The organism is Mycobacterium lentiflavum (assembly GCF_022374895.2).
GTDB lineage: Bacteria > Actinomycetota > Actinomycetes > Mycobacteriales > Mycobacteriaceae > Mycobacterium > Mycobacterium lentiflavum.
This window is the reverse complement of record NZ_CP092423.2, coordinates 2,420,315-2,437,429: the sequence shown is the minus strand read 5'-3', so window position 1 is coordinate 2,437,429 and position 17,115 is coordinate 2,420,315. Positions and strand designations below refer to the sequence as shown.

General features: G+C 62.1%; 15 protein-coding genes. 8 read left to right on the top strand and 7 right to left on the bottom strand.

All coding sequences use genetic code 11. From position 1 onward, the window contains the following. The 4 genes from MJO58_RS11695 (at position 1) to MJO58_RS11680 (ending at position 5,586) form a co-directional block, all read left to right on the top strand. Positions 1–2,937 carry an MMPL/RND family transporter gene (locus MJO58_RS11695; protein ID WP_276553207.1) on the top strand — a complete coding sequence of 979 codons (2,937 nt, stop codon included), beginning with the start codon at positions 1–3 and terminating at the stop codon, positions 2,935–2,937. 170 nt (positions 2,938–3,107) lie between these two features. Further along, complete coding sequence (locus MJO58_RS11690; protein WP_090601630.1) at positions 3,108–4,055, top strand: ATP-binding cassette domain-containing protein; 948 nt, start codon at positions 3,108–3,110, stop codon at positions 4,053–4,055. After that, positions 4,052–4,795: an ABC transporter permease gene (locus MJO58_RS11685; RefSeq protein ID WP_090601629.1), complete on the top strand. Its 744-nt coding sequence runs from the start codon at positions 4,052–4,054 to the stop codon at positions 4,793–4,795. The genes MJO58_RS11690 and MJO58_RS11685 overlap by 4 nt, the downstream gene beginning before the upstream one ends. Before the next feature lie 95 nt (positions 4,796–4,890). After that, entirely contained in the window at positions 4,891–5,586 is a 696-nt protein-coding gene (locus tag MJO58_RS11680) for an ABC transporter permease (protein ID WP_175364415.1), read from the top strand. A gap of 8 nt (positions 5,587–5,594) precedes the next feature. Here MJO58_RS11680 and MJO58_RS11675 read toward each other — a convergent pair whose 3' ends face one another. The 5 genes from MJO58_RS11675 to MJO58_RS11655 form a co-directional block, all read right to left on the bottom strand. Then, positions 5,595–6,401, bottom strand: coding sequence for a glycosyltransferase family 2 protein (locus MJO58_RS11675; RefSeq protein ID WP_090601628.1), 807 nt, complete (start codon positions 6,399–6,401; stop codon positions 5,595–5,597). A gap of 55 nt (positions 6,402–6,456) precedes the next feature. Further along, positions 6,457–7,188 carry an FkbM family methyltransferase gene (locus tag MJO58_RS11670; protein WP_239722909.1) on the bottom strand — a complete coding sequence of 244 codons (732 nt, stop codon included), beginning with the start codon at positions 7,186–7,188 and terminating at the stop codon, positions 6,457–6,459. A gap of 89 nt (positions 7,189–7,277) precedes the next feature. Then, positions 7,278–8,225 (bottom strand): GDP-L-fucose synthase family protein, encoded by a 948-nt coding sequence (locus tag MJO58_RS11665; RefSeq protein ID WP_338048771.1) that lies wholly within the window; start codon positions 8,223–8,225, stop codon positions 7,278–7,280. 19 nt (positions 8,226–8,244) lie between these two features. Further along, positions 8,245–9,234 (bottom strand): NAD-dependent epimerase/dehydratase family protein, encoded by a 990-nt coding sequence (locus tag MJO58_RS11660; RefSeq protein ID WP_239722908.1) that lies wholly within the window; start codon positions 9,232–9,234, stop codon positions 8,245–8,247. After that, a complete protein-coding gene (locus MJO58_RS11655) occupies positions 9,231–10,571 on the bottom strand; it encodes a nucleotide sugar dehydrogenase (protein ID WP_239722907.1) in 1,341 nt (446 codons plus the stop codon). The genes MJO58_RS11660 and MJO58_RS11655 overlap by 4 nt, the downstream gene beginning before the upstream one ends. Before the next feature lie 221 nt (positions 10,572–10,792). On the opposite strand from MJO58_RS11655, the gene MJO58_RS11650 reads away from it, so the two are divergent. Next, positions 10,793–12,286: a glycosyltransferase family 87 protein gene (locus MJO58_RS11650; protein ID WP_090608861.1), complete on the top strand. Its 1,494-nt coding sequence runs from the start codon at positions 10,793–10,795 to the stop codon at positions 12,284–12,286. A 24-nt stretch (positions 12,287–12,310) separates the two neighbouring features. Here MJO58_RS11650 and MJO58_RS11645 read toward each other — a convergent pair whose 3' ends face one another. Further along, positions 12,311–12,814 (bottom strand): GtrA family protein, encoded by a 504-nt coding sequence (locus MJO58_RS11645; RefSeq protein WP_239722906.1) that lies wholly within the window; start codon positions 12,812–12,814, stop codon positions 12,311–12,313. Between the two features lie 59 nt (positions 12,815–12,873). Next, positions 12,874–13,764, bottom strand: coding sequence for a class I SAM-dependent methyltransferase (locus MJO58_RS11640; RefSeq protein WP_090601623.1), 891 nt, complete (start codon positions 13,762–13,764; stop codon positions 12,874–12,876). A 290-nt stretch (positions 13,765–14,054) separates the two neighbouring features. Between MJO58_RS11640 and MJO58_RS11635 the strand changes: the two genes are divergently transcribed. From MJO58_RS11635 to MJO58_RS11625, 3 genes are all read left to right on the top strand, one after another. Beyond that, positions 14,055–14,918: a glycosyltransferase family 2 protein gene (locus MJO58_RS11635; RefSeq protein ID WP_090601622.1), complete on the top strand. Its 864-nt coding sequence runs from the start codon at positions 14,055–14,057 to the stop codon at positions 14,916–14,918. Between the two features lie 283 nt (positions 14,919–15,201). After that, positions 15,202–16,035, top strand: a complete 834-nt coding sequence (locus MJO58_RS11630; RefSeq protein WP_090608859.1) for an NAD-dependent epimerase/dehydratase family protein — start codon at positions 15,202–15,204, stop codon at positions 16,033–16,035. Beyond that, on the top strand, positions 16,032–17,090 hold the full coding sequence (locus MJO58_RS11625; protein WP_217493120.1) for a class I SAM-dependent methyltransferase: 1,059 nt from the start codon (positions 16,032–16,034) through the stop codon (positions 17,088–17,090). The genes MJO58_RS11630 and MJO58_RS11625 overlap by 4 nt, the downstream gene beginning before the upstream one ends. Positions 17,091–17,115: the final 25 nt, after the last annotated feature.

Genomic DNA, 17,115 nt, shown 5'->3' with positions numbered 1-17,115 from the left:
ATGACCACGGAACCCATTGCCACCGACCGCATCCAGCCGCCCGTCGAGAAGCCGTTCTTCGCGCGGATGCTCCGCAACCTTTCGGTGCTCTTCATCCTGGGATGGGTGGCGCTGACGCTGCTGGTGACTTTCGCAGTCCCACCGCTAGAGCGGGTGGGCCGCGAGCACTCCGTGCCATTGGCGCCGCAAGACGCGCCGGCGGTGCAGGCAATGATGCGGATGGGCAAGGTCTTCAAGGAGTCCGACTCGGATAGCTTCGTGATGCTCGTGATCGAGGGGCAGCAGGAACTCGGGGACAACGCGCACAAGTACTACGACAAACTGATGCGGCTGTTGAAAGCCGACACGAAACATGTTGAGCACGTACAGGATTTGTGGGGAGATCGACTCACTGCGGCGGGTGCACAAAGCGCCGACAGCAAGGCCGTTTACGTCCAGATGAATCTGGCCGGTAATCAGGGCACGACGCAGGGTCAAGATTCCATTGCCGCAGTCCGGGACATTATCGCGAAGAATCCGCCACCGCCCGGGATCAAGGCCTACGTGACCGGTCCGTCCGCGCTGTTCTCGGACATGCAAGAGGCCGGTGACAGATCGATTCTGAAGATGACCGCAATCGGTGCCGCGATCATCTTCGTGGTACTGCTGTTTGTCTATCGGTCGATCACGACGGTGATCCTGTTGTTGATCACGGTCGGCGTCGAGGTGCTCGCGGCTCGCGGGATTGTCGCGTTTCTCGGCGATAACAGCCTCGTGCAGTTATCGACATTCGCGGTCAACCTGCTGGTGGCCCTGGCGATGGCGGCCGGGACCGACTATGGGATCTTCTTCTTCGGCCGATATCAAGAAGCACGTCAGGCCGGCGAGGATCGGGAAACCGCCTACTACAACACTTTTCGCGGGGTTGTTCCCGTCGTCTTGGGTTCCGGTATGACGATCGCCGGAGCGATGTTGTGTCTGAGCTTCACCCGGATGCCCATCTTCCAGACCATGGGCGTGCCGTGCGCCATCGGCTTGGTCATTTCCGTCGTAATCGCGCTGACGCTGGTTCCGGCGGTCCTGACTATCGGAGGCCGGTTCGGGTTGCTCGATCCCACCCGGGCAATCCGCTTCGGTCGCTGGCGGCGCATCGGCACGGCAATTGTCCGCTGGCCGGTGCCCATCCTCGTCGCGACGATCGCCGTCGCACTGGTTGGATTGGTGACACTGCCGGGCTACCAGACGAGTTACAACAACCGGCTCTATATGCCCGACGATATCCCGGCGAACATCGGCTATGCGGCCGCCGACCGGCACTTCTCCCAGGCCCGAATGCTGCCCGAAATCCTGATGATCGAATCCGATCACGATATGCGCAACCCGGCCGATTTCATCGTGCTGCACCGGCTGGCCAGAGCCATCTTCAAAGTCCCCGGAATCGCCCGGGTTCAGGGCATAACACGACCCGAGGGCACACCGATCGAACACACCTCGATCCCCTTCATGTTGGCCATGCAGAACTCGGCTCAATCACAAAACATCAAGTATATGAAGGCTCGCATGGACGACCTGCTCGAGCAGGTCCACATGATGGACGTCCAGATCGCGTCGATGAAGCGGCTTTACGAACTGCAGAAGCTACTCACCACCTATACACATGACTCGATCACCAAGACCGACGAAATGACCGCGATCTTGTACGAGTTGAGAAATCACTTCGCGGACTTCGAAGATTTCCTCAGGCCGATCAAGAGCTACTTCTACTGGGAGAAGCACTGCTTCGATATCCCGATCTGCTGGTCCTTGCGGTCAATCTTCGACACGCTCGACGGAGTCGACGAACTGAGCGACAAACTCAAGGACCTGCTGGTGGATCTCCACCATATGGACGTCCTGCTGCCTCAGCTACTCGAGCAGTACCCCCAGATGCTGGCGTCGATGGAGTTCTTCAAGCAAACGACGCTGACAATGCACAGCACCATGTCGGGGATCATCGGCCAGGTGGACGTCGACAACAAGGACGCCACCACTATGGGTCAGGCGTTCGACAACTCCAGAAACGACGATTCGTTCTACCTGCCGCCGGAGATTTTCAAGAACGCGGACTTCCAGAAGGCGATGAATCAATTCCTGTCCCCCGACGGGAAAGCAGCGCGGTTCATCATTTCCCACAAGGGTGACCCCGCCACACCCGAAAGCGTGGAGCGCGTCGATAAAATCAAGACCGCCGCCGAAGAGGCACTCAAGACGACGCCGCTGGAAGACGCCAAGATCTATCTCGCAGGCACCGCGTCGACCTTCAAGGACTTCAAAGACGGCTCGAAATTCGACCTATTGATCGCCGGAATCGGCGCGCTATGCCTGATTTTCACGATCATGCTGATCATCACGCGCAGTTTTGTGGCCGCGCTGGTCATCGTGGGTACGGTGGCTCTTTCGCTGGGTTCGTCATTCGGGCTTTCGGTGCTGATCTGGCAATACATTTTGGGCATTAAGCTGTACTGGATGGTCCTGCCGATGTCGGTGATCGTCCTACTCGCGGTGGGGTCTGACTACAACTTGCTGCTGGTATCCCGCATGAAAGAGGAAATCAGCGCCGGCGTCAATACCGGCATCATCCGCGCAATGGGTGGTACCGGCAAGGTCGTGACCAACGCGGGTTTGGTGTTCGCATTCACGATGGCGTCAATGGCGTCCAGCGATTTGCGAATCATCGGCCAGGTTGGTACCACCATTGGCATTGGCCTGATGTTCGACACCCTGATCGTGCGCTCGTTTATGACTCCGAGCATTGCCGCGATACTCGGACGTTGGTTCTGGTGGCCACAGATTGTTCGTCCGCGCCCGTCCAGTCAGATGTTGCGCCCCGAAGGATCCCGTCCGCTGGTGCGCGCTTTGCTGGGCCGACAGTTCCCCGACGATGCGCCTCCGGCCGAGATCCCGAGGCAATCGGTCTAGTTCCGCCCCGGCGATTATGCGGACAGCAAACGGCGAGGGTTTGTCGACAATTTTTCGACGGTTGCGCTCCAGACCATTTGGAGTTGCGATTGATATAGGACCGCGGGGGCAATCGTCCTCTACCGTCAATACGGCCAAGCGGCCGGGACCAACATGAGATACTCCCTACTGTGTCTCCACTGGCAATCGAGGTCGCAGATCTCACAAAGACTTTCGGGGGAAACACGTCTGCGCTGTCCGGCGTGAGTTTCTCGGTTCCGGCCGGTACGGTCTGCGGTTTGCTCGGCCACAACGGCGCCGGCAAGACAACCACGATCAACATCCTGTCGACATTGCTGCGCCCCACATCCGGCAGCGCCACCGTCGCCGGATACGACGTCGTCCGCCAACCGGCCAAGGTGCGCGCCAGCATCGCGATGACCGGACAGTTCGTCGCACTGGATTCGTTACTCACCGCGCGGGAGAACCTGGTGCTGTTCGGCAGGATGCGGGGTCTGCGCCGCCGTGAGGCCAAGGCCCGCGCCGACGAGCTGATCGAACGGTTCGACCTCGTCGCGGCCGCCGACCGCCACGTGTCCACGTATTCCGGCGGCATGCAGCGCCGCGTCGACCTGGCCGGCGCCCTGATGGTGCTGCCGAATGTGCTGTTTCTCGACGAGCCGACCGCCGGACTCGATCCGCGCAGCCGTCGCGACGTCTGGGCGCTGGTGAGTTCGTTGGCCCAGCAAGGGATCACCGTGTTGCTGACCACGCAGTACCTGGATGAGGCCGATGTGCTCAGCGACTCGATCGTCGTCATCGACCAGGGAAAGGTGATCGCCAGTGGGACCGCCGAGGATCTCAAGCGCCGGGTGGGCACCAGCTACTGCCAGGTCAGCCCGGCTAATCCGGACGACCTGCCTCAGGTCGCGACGGCGCTGACCGGCCTCAGCGGGATCGATGTCGACGGCGACACCAACTCGGTGTCGGTGCTTGCCCCCGACGGGGTGGCGACGCTGGCCGAGGTCTTTCGCCGAGTCGACGCGCTAGGCGTCGAACTCGCCGACATCTCGCTGCGGAAACCCTCTTTGGACGAGGCATTCCTGCACATCACCGAGCGGACCGCCGCCCGATCATGAGTGCTTTGGCCGCTCTCACCGAACGGTCGCTGGTGTCAGCGACGCGCGACGGCGAGATGATTTTCGAGGTGCTGTCGCCGATCGCATACCTGGCCGGCTTCAGCGTGGCCCTGCATGGCCTGATCGACACCGGTCCGGTGACCTATTCGCAATATCTGGTGCCCGCCGTGGTCGTCCAGTCGATGATCTTCGTCGGCCTGCTCACCGCGGACCGCGCGATCCGCGACCACCTCAGTGGACTGGGCGTGCGTTTGCGATCGCAGCCAATCTCCGCGGCAACCCCGGTGACCGCCCGCATGGCCGCCACCCAAATCCGCGCCGTACTAGCACTTTTGGTGGCGCTGGTGGCCGGCTATGCCTTCGGATTCCGGATGACCGGCGGGCTGGTCGACTCGATCGCTTTCGTGTTCATCGCGCTGCTGCTGTGCCTCGCGGTGGGGCTGGGCGCCGATGCACTGGGATCGAGCTCGAACAGCCTTCAGGGGGCCAGTTACATGCTCTTTGTCCCCCAGTTGCTGCTGTTCCTGCTGTCCACCGGAATCGCCCCCGAGAAGACCTTCCCCGCGTGGCTACGTCCGTGGGTGCGCAACCAGCCGGTCTCACAGGTCGCCGAGACGCTGCGTGGGCTCGGCAGCGGGCACGTGGCGATCAATAACTTGGTGATCAGCCTGGCCTGGTGTTTCGGTATGGTGCTGGTCTTCGGCGCGATCACGATCCGGATGCAGAGGCGCAGCGTGTGACATCGCATGCCGCAGATCAAGGCTCATTGCTGAATCAGAGCTGGTTGCAAGCCATTCGGCTCCTTATCCGGTGGCGGCGCGACCGAGCGGTGCTGATGGGTTCCTTGCTCCTGCCGGTCTTTCTGCTGCTCCTGTACCACGTGGTGTTGGGCGAGCAGGTGCGCAAGGTCACCGGCGTGGACAGCCTTTACGGGCTCGTCCCGTTCTGTGCGGTGCTGTCCGCGCTATTCGGTGCCTTGGGCAATGCGGTGGGCATCACGATGGATCGCCAGTCGGGGTTGCTCAGCCGAATGTGGGTGCTTCCGGTGCATCGAGCGAGCGCGCTCACCGGACGGCTCACCGCGGAGGCTGCGCGGGCGCTCGTCGGAACAATCCTGATCACTGCGCTCGGAGTGATGATGGGACTGCGCTTCAAGCACGGGTTGGCCGGGGCGCTGCTGTACATCCTGGTTCCGTCGATCATGGTGCTCGGATTCACCGCACTGGTGATCGCGCTGGTTCTTCGCACCACCAGCCCCGCCGTGTTGACTTGGATCATGGGTGGGACGGTCACGCTGGCATTCGTGAATCCGGGAACCACACCGATCGGGATGTTCCCGGATTGGCTTCGGCCGTTTGTCCGCTTCCAACCGATATCGCCGCCCATCGAGACGATGCGGGCGCTAGCGTACGACGGTCCGATTCTCTGGCCGTTGGCGATGACGATCCTCTGGACCGCCGCGATGCTCGCGCTATTCGTCCCGGTGGGCTTGCGCGGTTACCGGATCTGCGCCGAGACCAGCAACCTGTAGCCGCCGACCTACGTTCCGGCGTTGTCTGCCCGGGCCTTTGACGCCGCCTTGAACCGGGTACGCCAGGCCCGCACCGCTAACTGGCGGTTTTCCTTTTCCTTGAAAAACGCCAGCATGCGGCTGCCGGTTTCGATGGCGCCGACCCAGAAGTACATCGGCAGCCGCTTTCTGAACTCCTTGTCCGTGCCGGTCCGCATGCTGAGGCCGGTCATGTCGTTGTAGTCGGCAACGACGATGTCCATGTACCGGATGTTCAGCGCGGGGTTGGAGAAGCAACGGATGTTGAAATCCCAGTCGGCCCAGATCGGGTAACGCAGGTTATACGGGCCGATGCCGGCGAACAGCTCGCGCCGATAGAAGATCGACTGGTGGCAGATGTTGGTCTCGAACTGTAGCCGGTCGAGGTCGAATTCGCCGGCGTGGCGGGCACCGGTCGAACCCATGATCACATCGCCGTACACCAGGTCGCACGGCTCGTTGTCGCCGATGAACTCCGCCACCCGGGCCAGGGTGTCCGCGTCGTGCAGTCTGTCGTCAGACCCGAGAAAGAGCAACCACTGCCCGGTCGCCATGCTGACGCCGCGGTTCATCGCGTCGTAGATGCCCTTGTCGGGCTCGCTGTGCACGACCAAGCGTGGGCCGAAATCGTCGGCGTAGCTCTTCACGACGTCGAGGGTCCCGTCGGTCGAGGCGCCGTCCACCACGACCAGCTCGAAATCGGTGTAGGTCTGGCGCAGCAGGCTCTCGGCGCAGCCGCCGACGTGCCCCGCGGCCTTCCAGGTCGGGACGATGATCGAAAACATCGGTCCGCTCATGCGCGACTCACGGTTTTCGGCATATGGGCCCTCCCCAGCATCGCTGTGCATTTGATCACGAATCGTCACGGAAAAAGATGCCGTCGGCCTGCAACATCCGGCCGTTACGAATGTCGGTGAAACAGGGCAGCATTCCGGTCAGGGTGAACCCCAAGGAGTAGGCCAGGTCCAGCGCTTCGCGGATCAGCATTCCGCCTTCGTATAGCGGCAGGAAGGAAAGTTCGAGTTGCATGCCGACGCAGCGATCGTTCACCGTTGCCGTGCTCCCGGCGAGTACCTGTTTCTCGAACCCCTGGACATCGATCTTGAGGAAAATCCGATCAGACGGCCGCAGAATCTCGGGCGCTACCGTATCAAGCCGGTGAATCGGAACCTCTTCGGCACCAACATAATTCGCGGCGGGGAAGACGTCTTGATGGCTTTTCAGCATCGGTAAGACCGAACTGCTTTCACCGGAGTTGCCCGCGACATTGATCGAGATCGTCCCATCGACATCGCCCAGTGCGTGCCGCCGGCAGTCCCAAAGCGGATCCTTGGACGCGTTGCTCTGCAATTCGGAAAATGGCCCGGCCAGCGGTTCGAACGAGACGAGGCGCCCCTGGTAGCCCCGCTTGCGCAAGCCCATGGCGTATTGGCCGGAGTTGGCGCCCACATCTAACACGACGTCAACCCGCCGTGATTTGAGCTGGTTGACGAACTCGCGCTTCCAGGCCCGCTCAGAAAGATAGCGTGGCACCTCGAGTGAGACGCCACGCGCGATCAAGCGGGCATTGTCCAACAAAGGCACTGCGTCACATTAACACGCCAATACCTCTGAGCAGGCAGCTTCGCTCACCAGCAACGTTGTCGATCCGCGCTCCGGTTGGTGCCTCGCAATCAGCTCAGGCGCAACGCATCTGACTCGAGGTACCAGTCGTACATCTTCTTCAAGCCGGCTTCGATGGTCACCGAAGGCCGCCATCCGAGTGCGGTGAGGTTCGTATTGTCCATGATCTTGCGGGGCGTGCCGTCAGGGCGAGAGCGGTCGAACTCGACCCGCCCGTCGAACTCCACGATGGATTTGATCAACAGAGCCAGGTCTCGGATCGAAATCTCTTCACCTGAGCCAACATTGATCATTCCGCCACCGTCGTAGGAACGCAGCAGCAGGACGCACGCATCGGCGAGGTCGTCGGCGTCGATGAGCTCACGCAGCGGCGAGCCACTCCCCCATACGACAACCTCGTCGGCGCCGGCCATTTTGGCCTCGTGGAACCGGCGCAACATGCCCGCGACGACGTGGGAGTGCTCGGGGTGAAAGTTGTCGCCGACGCCGTAGACATTCGACGGCATCACCGTAAATGCGTTGAAGCCGTATTGCTTTCGATACGCGTCGCACATCGTCTTGCCGGCGATTTTGGCCACAGCATAGGGCAGGTTGGTTTCCTCCAACGGACCCGTGAGCAGCGCGTCCTCACGAATCGGTTGCTCGGCGTCTCGCGGATAGATGCAACTTGATCCCAGAAAGAGCAGCTTTTGTGCGCCGTACCGATACGCGGCGTCGATGACATTCGTCTGGATTTTCAGGTTTTCCCGGATGAAGTCGGCGCCATACGTCGCATTCGCGACGATCCCACCGACCTTCGCGGCCGCCAGGACGACGTACTCCGGGCGCTGCGCGGCGAAGAATTCCTCGACCGCGCCATGATCGTCGAGTGGCAATTCGTCATGGGTGCGGGTCACGACGTCGGTGAAACCCTCGCCCACCAGCCGCCGGGTGATCGCGGAGCCCACCATGCCGCGATGACCGGCAACGTAAATCCGTGAACCTAGATCCACTGACACCTCTGACACCTCTGACACCTCACAACAACTCATTGGTCACGGCGTCGCTGCCGTGTCGAAGGTACCAAGCGGCGGTGCGCTTCAGGCCTTCGTCCAGGCCGACGCCCGGCTGATAGCCAAGGCCGCGCATCTTTCGGATGTCAGGGCACCGGCGCGGGGTCCCGCCCTCGGCCTCCTCGGTGGGACGAATCTCCACCTCGATCCCGACCGCCGTTGCCACCCGGCCGGCCAAGTCCCGAATCGACACCTCTTCGTCGTTGCCGATGTGGAAAATCTCGCGGTGCCCACCGTTCTCGTACATGGTGAGCACGCCGTCGACGATGTCGTCGACGTAACAGAACGCGCGCGTCTGAGTGCCGTCACCCTGGATTTCAAACGGCGCCGGCCCGCTCGGTGTGGCGTCCCGCGCTGCCTTGGCCCTGGCGATGAATTGCGGTATGACGTGCTTGTAGCCCATGTCGGGGCCATATACGTTGTGCGGGCGAAACACCTGAACCTTGCGGTAGTGATCCTGTGCGTAGTCGAATGCGATCAACTCGCTGACGATCTTCGACCCGCCATACGAATACCTGGGATTGAGGCTGTCCGGCAGCATCAGCGGAATCGTCTCCGGTGTCGGCACAACCGAGGGCGTCTGATACACCTCCGCGCTAGAGGCCACCACCAGATCCGGCACACCAGCGTTGCGCCCGGCATTGACCACCGCCAACGCACCGCGTAATCCCACGTCCAACACCAACTCTGGGCGTTTGTAGAAGTTTTCGGTGCCATTGATCGCCGCGAGATGCATGACGACCTCGGCGCCGGCAAACACCCGCTCGAGCGCGTCCTGGTCGCGGACGTCGCAATTGAAAAGCTCGATATCGTCGGCTACTTCGGCCAGCCGCCCGGCCTCGCCGCGCACCATGGTGTCGATGACGGCGACATCCCAGCCTTCGGAGACCAGACGTCTGACCAGATACGCGCCGATGAACCCGCCGCCGCCGGTGACTACCACGCGAGTGCTCACGAAAGCTCCGCCCTGCTGTTGCCGACCGCGAAGTACGAGTTGCCCAGCTCGGACGAGGGCAAGTGGCTGAAGTGATTCCAGTAGTCGAACACGAAGCCGTCCGACAGGATGAACTCGCTGATCGTGCGCGGCCAAATCCTGCCCAGCTCCGGATGGTTGTTGCCGATGATCACGACGGAGGCGCCGCTCACCGCATCACCGAGCCGGTCGAAGATGCGCTCGTCCGGGAAACTGGCCGCCAGCTGCTCGGGCCTGATCACCGGGTCGAACAACCGAATTTCGGCGTCCGGATGGGCCTTCTTCAGTTGGTCCAGCACTTTGATGGACATCGATCCGCGAAGATCGTCGGTGGCCGGGATGCCTTTAAATGCCATGCCTAGCAACGCTATTCGCAACGGCGAAGGCAGGTTACGCCTGGCGACCTCGTCGCTGATGAATTTGACGGTTTCCACCGGCTGCCGTTCGTTGACGAGCCGGCCCGCAACGGTGATCTCCAATTCGATGCCGCGGGTGCGAGCGCTTTGCAGCAGGATGTGCGGATCCTTTTCCAGGCACGGCCCCCCCACCAGGCCGGGCAGCGGAACGTTGGTCCGCTTGTAACCGAGCTTCCCCGAGGAGATCACCTCGTGCGCGTTGACCGCGAACGCATCGCAGAGTCGCGCCACTTCGTTGGCGAACGCGAAATGCACGTCGCGATAGGTGTTGTCGACGAGTTTGATGATTTCGGCGGTCTCCGGGCTCGACACCGCGACGATGGAGTTGGTCAGCCGCCGGAAGACAGCAGCGGCGCGGTCGCTGACAGCGGGGTCATCCGCGCCCACGATTTGCGGCAATTCGCGCAGCTCTTGCAGCGCTTGGCCTTCGAGTGTTCGCTCGGGGCACATGGCGATGTCGAAGCGCTTGCCGGACTCGGCGAGGATGGGCGAGACCACCTCGCGGGTGGTCCCGACCTTGACCGTGGAACGCAGGATCACCAGCGCGCCGTCGCCCATGTTCGCGGTGACCTCGCGGCTGGCCGCCTCGATCATGTCGGTGCGCACCAGCCCATCGCTGGACAGCGGCGTGCCGACCGTGATGATGTACGTGTCGCACACCGCATCTGGACTGAGTTGACCGACGGCCACCAGGCTTCCCGAGCCGACGACCCGCGACAACGCTTCCGGCAATCCGGTCTCGGAGAAGTGCGGGATACCGGCGTTGGTCTGGTCGACCACCTCGGACCGCTTCTCAACACCGATCACTTTGTTGCCAGCCTCGGCCAGCACGGTCGCGAGCGTCAGCCCGACGTAGCCAAGGCCGATGACGCCTACGTCGTAGTGCGAAACTGGCAGAGCCATGGTCCCTCCCGACAGTCGATGTGCCAATCATTGCCGAACCGGCCGGATCTGCGGCGCCAAATGCTCTCCAAGCACGGCTTCGACATGCGGTAAACATCTCCTTCGTCCTTGCCCTGCAACGCGCCGCACCCGGTAGTGTGCCACCCAATGGGTCTGGGCTGCCCGGCGGCAGTTGAAGTCCCTGCTTTGCTTCGTTTCGCACAGAACCGAGGAGAATGCAGATGAATCAACCCGCCAAGTCCCGCCGCGGGCCGGTAGCTGCCTTCCGGGACGGGTATTCAGCGGTTACCGCCCAATCCCCGCGCACGATCCTGCTCGGCACCATCCTGCTAGCGTCTGCACTTTCAGGATTTACCGGTTTCGTTCTCACGCAGTATTTCGCGATCGACGCCATTTCATCGCTGCTCGCATTCCCGTACGCCGATTGCTACCTCGATTGGGGCACCAACATCGGTCGGCATTGCTTCAGCGACTATGCCTATGAAGTCATGTTCGGCATGCGGGCCAATCCGTGGCAACCTTTCGAGATCATTCTGCAGCCGGACATCCACCAGATGGCCGTGAACAACTACCCGGCCGCCGGAACGCTTCCACCGCTCATTTTCGGGTGGATAGGCAAATTATTGGGCGCGCCGGTGATCGGCGTCTTGGGGTACCTGCTCGCGTTGGCGGTCGCCGTGCTGTCGCCCGCTGTCTGGGCGGCCCGGGGCGCACGTGGTCTCGAGCGGATCGTGGTCTTCGTGGCATGCGGCGCCGCGGCCGTCCCGGTGTGGTCGGTGATCGATCGGGCGAACTCGGTCGGCTTCTTGGCCCCGATCGGGCTGGTGTTTCTGATCGCGCTGGTTAGGCAACGGTGGGGACTCGCCACGGCCATGGTCGTGCTAGCAGCGCTGTTGAAACCGCAGTTCGTCGTGTTGGCCATCGTGCTGTTCGCCGTCCGTCAGTGGCGATGGGGGGGCATCGCGATCGGCGGCGCCGTGGTGCTGAACGCCGCCGCATATCTGTTCTGGCCGCAGGACTTTCCGCACACGATCATGCAATCGGCCGCCAGCACCCTTGGCTATGCAAGCGGCAGTGTCGGTGTCGTCGCGACCTCAAACGTGTCGTTTTCCAGGTCGCTACTCCTGGCGCCCGACATTCTGATGTTCATGCAAACCGGCGGCAAAATGCCCGACGGCTACCTGGCGGGTCCCCGAGCGCTGATCGGGTACGTCGTCCTCGCCATCGTCATCGTCGCCGTACTGGCTCTCGGGCGACGCATCCCGCCCGTCATGGCGGGCATTGTGCTGCTGGTTACGGCGTCCCTGTTCCCGATCGTGAGCATGAGCTACTACTTCGTGTTCGCTCTCCCGATTGCGGCGCTACTGGTGCGAGACCCGGATGGGGAGCCGGGCTCCGGGATCTTCGACCGGCTCGCGGCAGTTGCCGGGGGCCATCGCACAGTCGGCATCTGGTTGAGCCTGTCGACAGCGCTCACCATTGCGACGATCGCCCTTCCGAGCCCGCCGATGCAAGTCCTGCTGTACCGAAAAGACGGCCCGCCGATCTCGGAGCTGACGGTGCTCACCACGGCGACACTGGTGCCGATGCTATGGCTCGTCACGATCGCCATAGTCATCGTCACGTACGCTCGCAAAACGTCCGCCGCGGGCTCGCCACCGGAGGCAAGCACAGCTACCGAGTCGCCCGAGCCCGCCTCCACGAGCGCGTCCTAGGCCTCGGACGCGGCCGTACCGGCGCTAGGTGGAGTGCGAGGTCTCGTCCTCGGCGTTGAGCGGGTCTCTGGCAGTACGCCGGAACGAAAAGAAACGGTGGCCAACGTAATTCAGCAGCAGGATGGGCACAAACACTATCGCTTGCGCTGCGACGCGCTGCACACCCAGCTCGACCAGCGCAGTCAGGGCGACGGCGTTGAGGCCAAATGTGGTGAGGTAGACGCTCTCGAAGCGCACGAGATCACGAAGGACGTGGCCCCTGACGCGGAACACCAGCCGGCGGTGCATTACGAAGGCGAACAACACACTCAGGATGTGCGAAATGGTGACGGTCATCAGCGCCCCGGCAACCGAGCCGAACTGGCGGTCGACGAGGTGGCCCACGGTCACCGAACAGGCGACAAAGAGGCCGAATCCAACGACGGTGTTGATGCCTCCCACCAGCAGGAACGCGACGCGCTGGTCGCGCACTAGCCGGATCAGCGGCCCCGGTGGTGCCGATTCGGGCGGGAGGTCGAATTCAGTCATGCGAGACGACCTGGTCCCGGGTCAGCGCGGGCGAGTCTGCGAGCATACGCCGAGCGCCCTCACCCGGGGACGCGACCCGCGAATACGATCTCGGCGCCGGAACCATCATCGGACCCCGCGTAGACCTCAGGTTCGAATCCCGCTTCACGCACGAAATCGACTATGTCGCGGCCGAATTCGGTGAAGGTCAGCATGTCGACGCCGACCGGGATGTATCGGTAAGCACCGCTACCCCGGCCGTGGTACAGAGCCGGCAGCAGATGCTCGATCTCGCCGTCGTCGCCAACCCGGGCGCGTGTTTCCGTCGCCGCACGAGTCCAGACGATCGGCACCGTGAAGATGTGACGGCCGCCGGGCCGCAGTACTCGCCGCGTCTCGGCCAACGCGATCCGGAAGTCGGGGACGTGCTCCAACGTGTCGGACGACAGGACGATGTCGAAGGAGGCATCGGGGTAGGTAAGCCGACAGATGTCTTCGTTACGGGCGCCGTCGGCAACCTCACCCAGGCCCTCTGGACCCCGATAGTCGGAGAACATCAGCCGCGGGAGTTTCCGCAGCAGTCCGTGTAGCGAATCGGGCGGGCCGATCGTGTTTATCTCGGCGACATCGAGATTGCGGAACGACGGGTCCTCGACGAGTTCGCTGAACGACTTACACCCGGGGGCCCCGTACAGAGCGACGAGAACCTCGGCGATCCGCCGCACTCTTAGGTTGCTACAGCAGGACCGGCAGAACATGCTCTCGCGCCGGGTGTACGCGCGCGACACAGCAGCATCAGCCCAGAAGGCGTGCAACTCGTTGGGCAGGGTCCAGGAATTGAAGGCGAAAGTAGTGTCGGCGCCGCACGAGACACAGCGGCCGGGTTCGTCGGTGCGGCGATCACGCAGCGGACGCACATTAAGCAGCACGGGCGTCCCGAACCGCGCTTTGACTTTCGCCACCAGGCTCACTTGGGCGGAGTCCTAGTCGGCACAGCCTGGGGCCAGACCAGCGGCACCCCGGGCGGACTCATCGTCGATACCGCGATCTCATATGCGGACACAGCGTTGAAAGCTATCACGCAAACTGCGGCGGCAGCGCAGAACATATTGGAACGACGAGGACTGCGCGAAGTTTCATCGATGGCCGCAGCTGGTCATCGCGATCCCGGACCGTGTTATACGGTTGGTCTGCACTTGGGGGCGTGTTGCTCCCCATAACCCCGCCGAATTCCGCCAGCTGAGCAGTAGGAGGCAGTGTTGTGACCCCATTGGTATCGGTCGTCGTGCCGGTTTACAACAACGTCGCGTACGTGAATGCGACCGTCGAGTCGATTTTGGCGCAGACTCTGTCCGACTTCGAACTAGTGATTTCGGACAATGCGTCTACCGACGGCACCTGGGAGGCACTGCAGCGGCACACCTCCGACCCGCGGGTCCGATTGACCAGGCTGCCCTCCACCATCACGGCGAACGAGAACTTCAATCACGTCACCAAACTCGCCACGGGTGAGTTCGTCAAGCTGGTTTGCGCTGATGATCTGCTCTATCCAGACAATCTCGAGGTGCAGGTCGCGGAATTGACAGCGGACCCGTCAGCGGTCTTGGCTGTCAGTTCCCGAGACGTCATCGATGCCACCGGAAAGACGGTATTTCGCAACCACGGTTTGGCCGGACTACGCGGTCGCGTCCCCGGTGCCGAGGCAGTCCGACGCAGCGTGCTCACCGGCACAAACATTTTCGGGGAGCCGCCTTCTGCCTTGTTCAGGCGCTCTGCACTGATTGAAGTCGGGGGTTGGGACTCGCGATTCCCCTACCTGATGGATTTCGTGACGTACAGCGCGGTGCTACTGCGCGGCAACGCGAATCTCGTCGCGGTACCGCGGCCACTGTGGGCATTCCGCATGAGCGGTTCGCAGGTAAGCGTCGGAACGCAGATACAGACCCAGGCCGGCCAGGTCGTGGAATTCTTCCACGCCTTGGCCGCCGAGCACCCCGGCCTGCTCGGCCGGCGGGACCTGCTGATCGGTGCCACGCGAGCCCGGATCAACGCCCTGGCCCGCCACGCCATGTACCGCTGGCTCGGCCGGCGGATGCGCCCCGCCGCTACCGATCGCGCCGCATAGCGCGACGCGCGCAATCCGTCCGTAGCCGGGGCCGGACACAGACACGGCAGACGACCGACCGGACGGCAACCGGGAGCACTAGCCCGCAACGGCAAACGCGTGAGTCTTTGCCGCTGGTAGTCGGTCGGCCGGAAAATCAGCCGTGGCTCTTTCGAAGCGGTCATACTACGTTGGCGTTCGAGATCTTGATGAAGAGCTTCGGTGAAGGAGACGTGAATATCGACACGCGCGCCAATTTGGTTCGCCGGACACGGCCTCCGACTCGACCTACGCCGAGATTCTCATGACTATCACTCTGACCGGAGCCACCGGTTTCGTCGGGAGACAGATTCTGCATCACCTGCTGGAGCGCGGCTACCCAGTGCGAGCGATAGTTCGCGATCCGTCTCATCTGCAACGCATCGCGCCGGGCGGCCGGCTCGAGATCGTGAAAACTCCCGACTTGTTCGCGGAGTCGACTGGCAGGCTGGAAGAGTTGCTCGAAGGTTCGGAAACCTTGGTGCATGCGGCTTGGTACGCGAAGCCAGGCGAATATCTCACCTCGATACTGAACGTCGATTGTCTCACCGGCACACTCAATCTTGCCCGCGCATTCAGCTCGGTCAACGGCAAACGTTTCGTCGGAGTCGGAACCTGCGCGGAGTACGACACTTCAGCAGGTTTGCTGACGACCGATACCCCCTTGTCGCCGAACACCCTCTACGCGGCGTGCAAGGCCGCTGCCTTTCAGGTACTCAGCTCTCTTCTCGATCCGGAGTGCATGACGTTTGCGTGGTGTCGGATCTTCTACCTGTATGGCGAAGGAGAAGACGAGCGCCGGCTGATTCCATACATTCGGAAGCAAATGGCGGCGGGCCAAGAAGTGCTCCTCACGCGCGGGGAGCAGGTTCGCGACTTCCTCGATGTAAAAGATGCCGCCAGGATGATCGCTGACGTCGCGGTGGGGCCACAGCAAGGCGCCGTCAATATTTGCTCGGGCGAAGAGACGACCGTTCGGCAACTCGCCGAACGCATTGCTGACGAATTCGGTCGGCGCGAACTGTTGCGTTTTGGGGCCCGGCCCGAAAACGCGTTTGACCCGCCGCGAATCGTCGGCGTGCGGAAGGACATAGGGTGACCGAGATTACACAACTTTACGAACAGTCCAATTTTCCGATCTTTCAGAATCGGATGTACAACTCCGCCCAGGAGGCACGCGATTGTCCCCGCGGCGACATTCGCCTGGTTCAGAACGAGACCAGTGGCCTGATCTACAACGCCGCCTTCCAGCCGGAGTTGATGAACTACGATGCCGCGTATCAAAACGAGCAGGCGCATAGTCAGCTGTTCCAGAGCCATCTAGAGGAAGTCGCTGCCATCGTCGAGCGGAACTTGGGCACTGATCAGTTGGTCGAAGTCGGTTGCGGCAAAGCGCATTTCCTCGAATTGTTGCTGTCCCGCGGCTGCTCCATCACCGGCTTCGATCCGACCTATGAGGGTGACAATCCTGACGTCCAGCGTCACTACTTCGGCGTTGGCGTGAAGGTGTCGGCCAAGGGAATTGTCCTGCGTCATGTGCTGGAACATGTACAGGACCCCTTCACCTTCCTCGAAGGTCTGCGTGACGCGAACGGGGGCGGGCTGATTTACATCGAGGTGCCGTGCTTCGAGTGGATTCTTGGCGCAAACGCCTGGTTCGACATCTTCTACGAGCACGTCAACTATTTCCGGCTCGGGGATTTTTCGAGAATGTTCGGCAAGGTGCAAGACAGCGGGCGCCTGTTCGGCGGTCAATATATATACGTGGTCGCAGACCTCGGCAGCCTGCGGGCACCGGTGGCCGGCCCGGCCGACCGGGTGGACTTCCCACAAGATTTTCTCGCCATGGCGAACCTCGCACCGTCTAAGGGCGCAGGCGGGCTAAGTGCCGTATGGGGCGCTGCGTCGAAAGGCGTCATCTATTCGCTGTTGCGGGAACGCTACGGCCATCCAGTCGATGTTCTTATCGACATCAATCCCGACAAGTGCGACAAGTTCGTGCCGGCCACCGGCCTGCGAGTGATGTCCCCGGACGAGGGGATGGCACGGCTTGCTCCGGGGGCAGACATCTATGTGATGAACTCCAATTACTTGGAGGAGATTCGCGCGATGACCCACGACCGATACAAGCTGATTAGCATTGAGCGCCGGTAAATTTCACTCGAAGTTGCTCTGATAG

What these genes read in the sequence shown, in the direction of transcription:
- MJO58_RS11695 (WP_276553207.1), top strand. Translation starts at nt 1, where the DNA reads ATGACCACGGAACCCATTGCCACCGACCGCATCCAGCCGCCCGTCGAG.
- MJO58_RS11685 (WP_090601629.1), top strand. Translation starts at nt 4,052, where the DNA reads ATGAGTGCTTTGGCCGCTCTCACCGAACGGTCGCTGGTGTCAGCGACG.
- MJO58_RS11680 (WP_175364415.1), top strand. Translation starts at nt 4,891, where the DNA reads ATGGGTTCCTTGCTCCTGCCGGTCTTTCTGCTGCTCCTGTACCACGTG.
- MJO58_RS11675 (WP_090601628.1), bottom strand. Translation starts at nt 6,401, where the DNA reads ATGAGCGGACCGATGTTTTCGATCATCGTCCCGACCTGGAAGGCCGCG.
- MJO58_RS11655 (WP_239722907.1), bottom strand. Translation starts at nt 10,571, where the DNA reads ATGGCTCTGCCAGTTTCGCACTACGACGTAGGCGTCATCGGCCTTGGC.
- MJO58_RS11650 (WP_090608861.1), top strand. Translation starts at nt 10,793, where the DNA reads ATGAATCAACCCGCCAAGTCCCGCCGCGGGCCGGTAGCTGCCTTCCGG.
- MJO58_RS11645 (WP_239722906.1), bottom strand. Translation starts at nt 12,814, where the DNA reads ATGACTGAATTCGACCTCCCGCCCGAATCGGCACCACCGGGGCCGCTG.
- MJO58_RS11630 (WP_090608859.1), top strand. Translation starts at nt 15,202, where the DNA reads ATGACTATCACTCTGACCGGAGCCACCGGTTTCGTCGGGAGACAGATT.